2 protein-coding genes are annotated in these 8,353 nt (G+C 35.4%); one reads left to right on the top strand and one right to left on the bottom strand.

The annotated features are described in order from the left end of the window. Positions 1–6,138: Cna B-type domain-containing protein (locus AC0NJG_RS22650; protein WP_474063466.1), on the bottom strand; the 6,138-nt coding region annotated here is incomplete at its 3' end. 1,838 nt (positions 6,139–7,976) lie between these two features. On the opposite strand from AC0NJG_RS22650, the gene AC0NJG_RS22645 reads away from it, so the two are divergent. Beyond that, entirely contained in the window at positions 7,977–8,351 is a 375-nt protein-coding gene (locus AC0NJG_RS22645) for a hypothetical protein (RefSeq protein WP_001980635.1), read from the top strand. The last annotated feature ends 2 nt before the right edge of the window (positions 8,352–8,353 follow it).

Genomic DNA, 8,353 nt, shown 5'->3' with positions numbered 1-8,353 from the left:
TTGAATCACGTTCCCGTTTTGTAGTAAGTCTACTTTGATCATTGTCGGACGGTCTGTTGCATTTCCGTCGTTCCACGTCTTCGTTCCTTCTACTTTTGTTTTGCCCACTTTTGTATTTGTGATGTCAGTGCCACTTACTTTTGATTCATATCCGGCTACTGCTTGTTCTTTCACTTCATACTTGTACGCTGCTCCGTTTGCATCGTATGCTTGGAGTTTTTCAAACGTATACTTCCAGTTTGTTTCTGCTGTTACTTCTTTTGTATCTACTACTTTACCGTTTTGTAGTAAGTCTACTTTGATTGTGCTTGGACGATCTGTTGCGTTATCGTCTTTCCATGTCTTCGTTCCTTCTACTTTTGTTTTGCCTACTTTTGTATTTGTGATGTCAGTACCACTTACTTTGGATTCATATCCAGCTACTGGCTGTTCTTTCACTTCATACTTGTATGCTACTCCGTTTGCATCGTATGCTTGGAGTTTTTCAAACGTATACTTCCAGTTTGTTTCTGCTGTTACTTCTTTTGTATCTACTACTTTACCGTTTTGTAGTAAGTCTACTTTAATCGAGCTTGGACGATCTGTTGCGTTGTTATCGTTCCACGTTTTTGTTCCTTCTACTTTCGTTTCGCCTACTTTTGTATTTGTGATGTCATAACCGTGTACGTCAGATTGGTATCCCGCTACTGGTTGTTCCTTCACTTCATACTTGTACGCTACTCCATTTTCATCGTATGCTTGTAGCTTTTCAAACGTATACTTCCAGTTTGTTTCTGCTGTTACTTCTTTTGTATCTACTACTTTACCGTTTTGTAGTAAGTCTACTTTGATTGTGCTTGGACGATCTGTTGCGTTATCGTCTTTCCATGTCTTCGTTCCTTCTACTTTTGTTTTGCCTACTTTTGTATTTGTGATGTCAGTACCACTTACTTTGGATTCATATCCAGCTACTGGCTGTTCTTTCACTTCATACTTGTATGCTACTCCGTTTGCATCGTATGCTTGGAGTTTTTCAAACGTATACTTCCAGTTTGTTTCTGCTGTTACTTCTTTTGTATCTACTACTTTACCGTTTTGTAGTAAGTCTACTTTAATCGAGCTTGGACGATCTGTTGCGTTATTATCGTTCCACGTTTTTGTTCCTTCTACTTTTGTTTCGCCTACTTTTGTATTTGTGATGTCAGTACCACTTACTTTGGATTCATATCCTGGTACTGTTTGCTCTTTCACTTCATACTTGTATGCCTTTCCTTCTGCATCATACGCTGCTAAATCTTTGAATTCGTATTTCCAGCCTGTTGCTTTGCTTACTTCTTGCGTCGCAATCACTGTACCATTTTGTAAAAGGTCTACTTTGATCATTTCCGGACGATCTTTCGCGTTATCGTCTTTCCATGTTTTCGTTCCTTCTACTTTTGTTTTGCCAACTTTTGTATTCGTGATGTCAGTACCATTTACTTTGGATTCATATCCTGGTACTGGCTGTTCCTTCACTTCATACTTGTATGCTACTCCGTTTGCATCGTATGCTTGGAGTTTTTCAAACGTATACTTCCAGTTTGTTTCTGCTGTTACTTCTTTTGTATCTACTACTTTACCGTTTTGTAGTAAGTCTACTTTGATCGAGCTTGGACGATCTGTTGCGTTGTTATCGTTCCACGTTTTTGTTCCTTCTACTTTCGTTTCGCCTACTTTTGTATTCGTGATGTCAGTACCATTTACTTTGGATTCATATCCTGGTACTGGCTGTTCCTTCACTTCATACTTGTATGCTACTCCGTTTGCATCGTATGCTTGGAGTTTTTCAAACGTATACTTCCAGTTTGTTTCTGCTGTTACTTCTTTTGTATCTACTACTTTACCGTTTTGTAGTAAGTCTACTTTAATCGAGCTTGGACGATCTGTTGCGTTATTATCGTTCCACGTTTTTGTTCCTTCTACTTTCGTTTCGCCTACTTTTGTATTTGTGATGTCATAACCGTGTACGTCAGATTGGTATCCCGCTACTGGTTGTTCCTTCACTTCATACTTGTACGCTACTCCATTTTCATCGTATGCTTGTAGCTTTTCAAACGTATACTTCCAGTTTGTTTCTGCTGTTACTTCTTTTGTATCTACTACTTTACCGTTTTGTAGTAAGTCTACTTTGATCGAGCTTGGACGATCTGTTGCGTTGTTATCGTTCCACGTTTTTGTTCCTTCTACTGTCAATTCCGCTACTTTTGTATTCGTAATGTCATAACCTTTTACCTCAGATTTATATCCTGCTACTGGCTGTTCTTTCACTTCATACTTGTACGCTACTCCATTTTCATCGTATGCTTGTAGCTTTTCAAACGTATACTTCCAGTTTGTTTCTGCTGTTACTTCTTTTGTATCTACTACTTTACCGTTTTGTAGTAAGTCTACTTTGATCGAGCTTGGACGATCTGTTGCGTTGTTATCGTTCCACGTTTTTGTTCCTTCTACTTTTGTTTCGCCTACTTTTGTATTTGTGATGTCAGTACCACTTACTTTGGATTCATATCCTGGTACTGTTTGCTCTTTCACTTCATACTTGTATGCCTTTCCTTCTGCATCATACGCTGCTAAATCTTTGAATTCGTATTTCCAGCCTGTTGCTTTGCTTACTTCTTGCGTCGCAATCACTGTACCATTTTGTAAAAGGTCTACTTTGATCATTTCCGGACGATCTTTCGCGTTATCGTCTTTCCATGTTTTCGTTCCTTCTACTTTTGTTTTGCCAACTTTTGTATTCGTGATGTCAGTACCATTTACTTTGGATTCATATCCTGGTACTGGCTGTTCCTTCACTTCATACTTGTATGCTACTCCGTTTGCATCGTATGCTTGGAGTTTTTCAAACGTATACTTCCAGTTTGTTTCTGCTGTTACTTCTTTTGTATCTACTACTTTACCGTTTTGTAGTAAGTCTACTTTGATCGAGCTTGGACGATCTGTTGCGTTGTTATCGTTCCACGTTTTTGTTCCTTCTACTGTCAATTCCGCTACTTTTGTATTCGTAATGTCATAACCTTTTACCTCAGATTTATATCCTGCTACTGGCTGTTCTTTCACTTCATACTTGTACGCTACTCCATTTTCATCGTATGCTTGTAGCTTTTCAAACGTATACTTCCAGTTTGTTTCTGCTGTTACTTCTTTTGTATCTACTACTTTACCGTTTTGTAGTAAGTCTACTTTGATTGTGCTTGGACGATCTGTTGCGTTATCGTCTTTCCATGTCTTCGTTCCTTCTACTTTTGTTTTGCCTACTTTTGTATTTGTGATGTCAGTACCACTTACTTTGGATTCATATCCAGCTACTGGCTGTTCTTTCACTTCATACTCGTAAGCCTTTCCTTCCGCATCATATGCTTCTAGATCTGCGAATATATATTTCCAACCCATTACTGCTAGTACGTCGTGTGTTTGAATCACGTTCCCGTTTTGTAGTAAGTCTACTTTGATCATTGTCGGACGGTCTTTTGCATTTCCGTCTTTCCATGTCTTCGTTCCTTCTACTTTTGTTTTGCCTACTTTTGTATTTGTGATGTCAGTACCACTTACTTTGGATTCATATCCAGCTACTGGCTGTTCTTTCACTTCATACTTGTATGCTACTCCGTTTGCATCGTATGCTTGGAGTTTTTCAAACGTATACTTCCAGTTTGTTTCTGCTGTTACTTCTTTTGTATCTACTACTTTACCGTTTTGTAGTAAGTCTACTTTGATTGTGCTTGGACGATCTGTTGCGTTATCGTCTTTCCATGTTTTCGTTCCTTCTACTTTTGTTTCGCCTACTTTTGTATTCGTGATGTCATAACCGTTTACTTTGGATTTATATCCTGGGACTACTTGTTCTTTCACTTCATACTTGTATGCTACTCCATTTTCATCATACGCTGCTAAATCTTTAAACTCATACTTCCAGCCCGTTGCTTCACTTACTTCTTGCGTCGCAATCACTGTTTCTTTTTGTGCTTGTGAGTTATCTTTTTGTACTAAATCTACTTTGATGGTTTTCGGACGATCTGACGCATTGTTATCATTCCACGTCTTCGTCCCTGCAACTGATGTCTTGCCTACCTTTGTATTCGTGATGTCATAACCATTTACTTTGGATTCGTATCCATCTACCTGTTGTTCTTTCACTTCATACTTGTATGCTTTTCCATTTTCATCGAACGCTACTAAATCTTTAAATTCATACTTCCAACCTGTTTCTTTGCTTACTTCTTGTGTCGCAATCACTGTACCGTTTTGTAGTAAGTCCACTTTGATGGCTTTATGCTCTTCCTCTGTGCCACCTTTCCATGTCTTCGTTCCTGCAACTGATGTCTTGCCTACTTTTGTATTCGTGATGTCATAACCATTTACTTTGGATTCGTATCCGTCTACTGCTTGTTCTTTCACTTCATACTTATATGCTTTTCCGTCTGCATCGTTTATTGCCAAATCTTTAAATTCATATTTCCAGCCTGTTGCTTCGCTTACTTCTTGCGTCGCAATCACTTTACCGTTTTTTAGTAAGTCTACTTTAATCATCGTTGGACGACCTTCCGCATTTCCGTCCTTCCATGTTTTCGTTCCTTCTACTTTTGTTGTTTGTACCACTTTTGTATTTGTAATGTCATAACCATTTACTTCTGTTGTGTATCCATCTATCGGTTTTTCTTTTACTTCATACTTGTACGCTACTCCATTTGCATCATAGACTGTTAGGTTGTCAAATTTGTATTTCCAACCATCTGCCGCTGTTACTTCTTTCGTGTCTAACACTTTCCCATTTTGTAGTAGGTCTACTTTAATCGAGCTTGGACGATCTTTCTCGTTATCGTCTTTCCACGTCTTCGTCCCTGCAATAGATGTCGTTTTCACTTTATTCGGAATTAGCAACTTAACTCCATTTACAGCATCTGATTTAACTTCAAAGTTCACTTTTGCTTGAGGATCGAAATCAATATAGTCTGGAGCCGAAACTTCTTTCACATAATATTTACCTGGTTGTAAATTAGGGATTTCAATTATCCCTTTTTCATCTGTTGTATATATATCTCCAACTTGTTCATTAGGCTCTTTATATAACTTAAACGAAACATTTGGGATTACTTTTTCTTCATCCCCTTCAATATGCTTCACAATTTTTAGTGTTCCTCTTGGAGTCACGTTACCTTCAGCACCACCCCCAGCTGTCATATTTTCGACTGGATGAGTACCCGATTCAGTAACCGGTTCTCCGTTTAAAACTTGGTAATCAATCGTATAATCATTCTTAAAGAAATCTTGCTTCTTCCCGGCTTCCGTTATAGTAGATGTATAACCAATTGAAAAGGAGGCAAGACGCGCTTTATCCTTATTAAGCACAACTTTAAATAATTTGTCTCCAGTAAAGGTAATCATCCCGTAACCTTGCTTTTCAAGCTCTTGTAGCGTTAAAGATCGACGACCTATATGATCATCTACAATTATATAGAAACTATCCTTATTAAGTGTTTGACCTTCCTGTAAATTATCAGTCACAACAATATCACGACTTAACTCTTCTTTAGCCAAGTTTATATTCAAGAACCAACGTACTTCATCGCTCTTACCTGAGTTCATATCACCAGTTTTATAAAAAAATGGTGGCTTTCCAGGATCTGTACCCCCTCCACTGCTTGGGCCGGTAATTGTTACAGATTGCTTATCTACATTTGTACCAAAATTGGTTTCAATCTCTTTCTTTTCATCCGTTCCTACATTAGCAGCTTCTATAAAAAAGTTTAAATACCCTTTAATATTTTGATGTGTACTCACTTTATCATTAAATGTACATACCACAGTACCTGCAGTGACTTTACAAGTACCATAATCATCTAATAAAAACTCTGTATTTAATCCTTTTAATTCTGGAGGTAGTGTTAATGTCAGTGTGTCTCCAGACTTCAGCTTAAGGCCATCTTTTTCACTAAAGTTTACAGTTACTTTAGTCCGTTGTCCGACATAAAGATCTGTTTTATCAATCTTAAAACTATCCACAATTCCTGCTGTGTTTAATTCTTGTGCATTTGCTACGATAGGTAAAAGACTCTGGCCTATAGTAAACATGAAAATCATTATAATCGAAAAAATTGAAGTAATTCTCTTCAAATACATACTCTATGTTAGCCTCCCCATAATTTAAAATATAAATAGTTTCTGGTACAAACATGTTATGTCAAAAATTCTATTATCCAACTATCTCACCTACGTATTTTTAATAGCTATTATGATCTCTCTTCCTCCTTCACTACTACTTAACAACTTGAAACTTGATTTTTTATAAGTGTATCTAACATTTTCAACACGCCTACAATTATGTACTTTTAACCTATATTTTTTAATAGAAACATAGATAAACCTTAATAAAGAAGTTTAAATAATAAATACATATAGACGACAGATACTGGAATACATTTAAAATTAGAAAAAAATGATTTAAAACGCATTCCAGACGAAACTCATGACAACCATTCTTCTTTTTGTGCCTTAGGAATTATAAAATGCTTATTCTATGTGTAAAAGATTTTAGTGCGGGCAAATATAGACTAACTACTTCACAGCAAATATGCATTCTATCAACTTCCATACTTATCGTTCTGAAAAAAGAACGATAAGTACGGATTATAGTCGCATTCAGCATACCAGCAAAAAAGCTTATAAATATGGAACGAGTTAAAAACTCATATTTTACAGGATATCATTAGAAGATAAGCTTTCTGTCATCATAAGTACAGCTGATAATGTCCATGTATTAAAACATTTAATATTTAGTTAAATACCGAAATAAATTGATGCAAAAAATATCTTAACATCAGCGCTATATGATTAAAATATTACGGACGAAGTATTGTTTGTCTATGAAGATAAAAGAAATATTCTCCAAATCTGAATAAAGTGGAACAAGTTTGGGGGTAAATAAAAACGATTGTGATTTCCAACTGATTTCATGTGAATTTTGCAGAAATACGGGAATCAGTCTTTTCATTTTTGGAGTATATAAATGGGTGTCGAGAAAAAGGGTTTCTCCTGATAGATCTGATTCTAGATCTATGTCAAAAAATTAAAATAAACCTATATATTATCTATACGCTAAGAATTTTTAATTTCTTTACGAATAATAAAATATTTATATATACTTATATACATTTATGTATTATTATATATATAAGTGATGTTAAATCAAAAATAAGAGGTGTATATCTCCTCATTATTTTTATTGAATCTAAAAAACCAAGTTGATTAGCACCAAATCCCTAACTCTTTAAATACGAAGTTTTGAGGATTACCTACTCAGTTGTTAGGTAGATTATACATTTAAGTACACTTACCTTGATTGTAATAACATGACTTAAAGCAATTACAACATTCCCTATTAGCATTTCATCAATAAATAATACAGACATGCCTTTTTTCGTAATTCCCCCAAAAAACAACAAATTTTTTCCATAGTCTATTATTCTAGAATTGTTACCAAAAATCAATAGTTAATTGTTGTTCCCCATTTTTACTTCATTATTATAAGGTATCTTTAGGTTAACCAATCATCCTATTTTACATATCATATTCTGGCTAAGATTGACCACCCTCATAGAATTCTCCTTAATTTACAAAACATTATATATTTATGTTTTTCAGAAAAAACCACCTTTCTTTTAAAAGTAATAACATCTATATCCTCATTAAAAATATGCAAATAATTCAGGTTGCACTTTTCTATTTCTCAATATAAATTAATTAAAATAAAAAAACATATAATAAAGTCTTTATCCATCTTATTTTGTCAGTCCAAAAGAAAAAACAATTAGTTATAGCAAAAATCACTCATTTTAAAGTGGTGACATTTTATTGAGAAAAAATACATATGCATAAAAGCATATTTTCTCCTACTCATTATCGTATACAATATTAACTGTAACGAAAACGATTACAACAATTAAGGAGGCTTTTCTACTATGAAAAAAATGATTTTAGCCGGTGCATTAACTTTAGCAGGAATTACTGGTGCTACCGCGTTTATTCCTGAAACAAAGGCTGCTGCCGCTACTCAAGAACAAAGCTTTACAAAATTTTATTCTTTGCAAACTGGAAGTAGTTCTGAACAAGAACCTGTTTTCCTTCAAAAGGGACAAGAGTTAACAATTCAACCTAACAGCAAAACCCCTAGTTACAGTGTTTATGACTCAAATCATAACCTTATTGGACGTTATTCTGATGGCTACGGCCGAATTTTCACTGCAAAAACAGATGGCAATATGTACGTTCAATTTCATGCACCTTATGTTTACTATAGTCCTGTTAGCTTTTCGGTTACGTATACAATCCGATAAAA

Source organism: Bacillus sp. SSR7 (assembly GCF_055902415.1).
This window is presented reverse-complemented; position numbering and strand designations above follow the sequence as displayed.

Excerpts from the sequence above, each read along its gene's own strand:
- AC0NJG_RS22645 (WP_001980635.1), top strand. The coding sequence starts at position 7,977 with ATGAAAAAAATGATTTTAGCCGGTGCATTAACTTTAGCAGGAATTACT.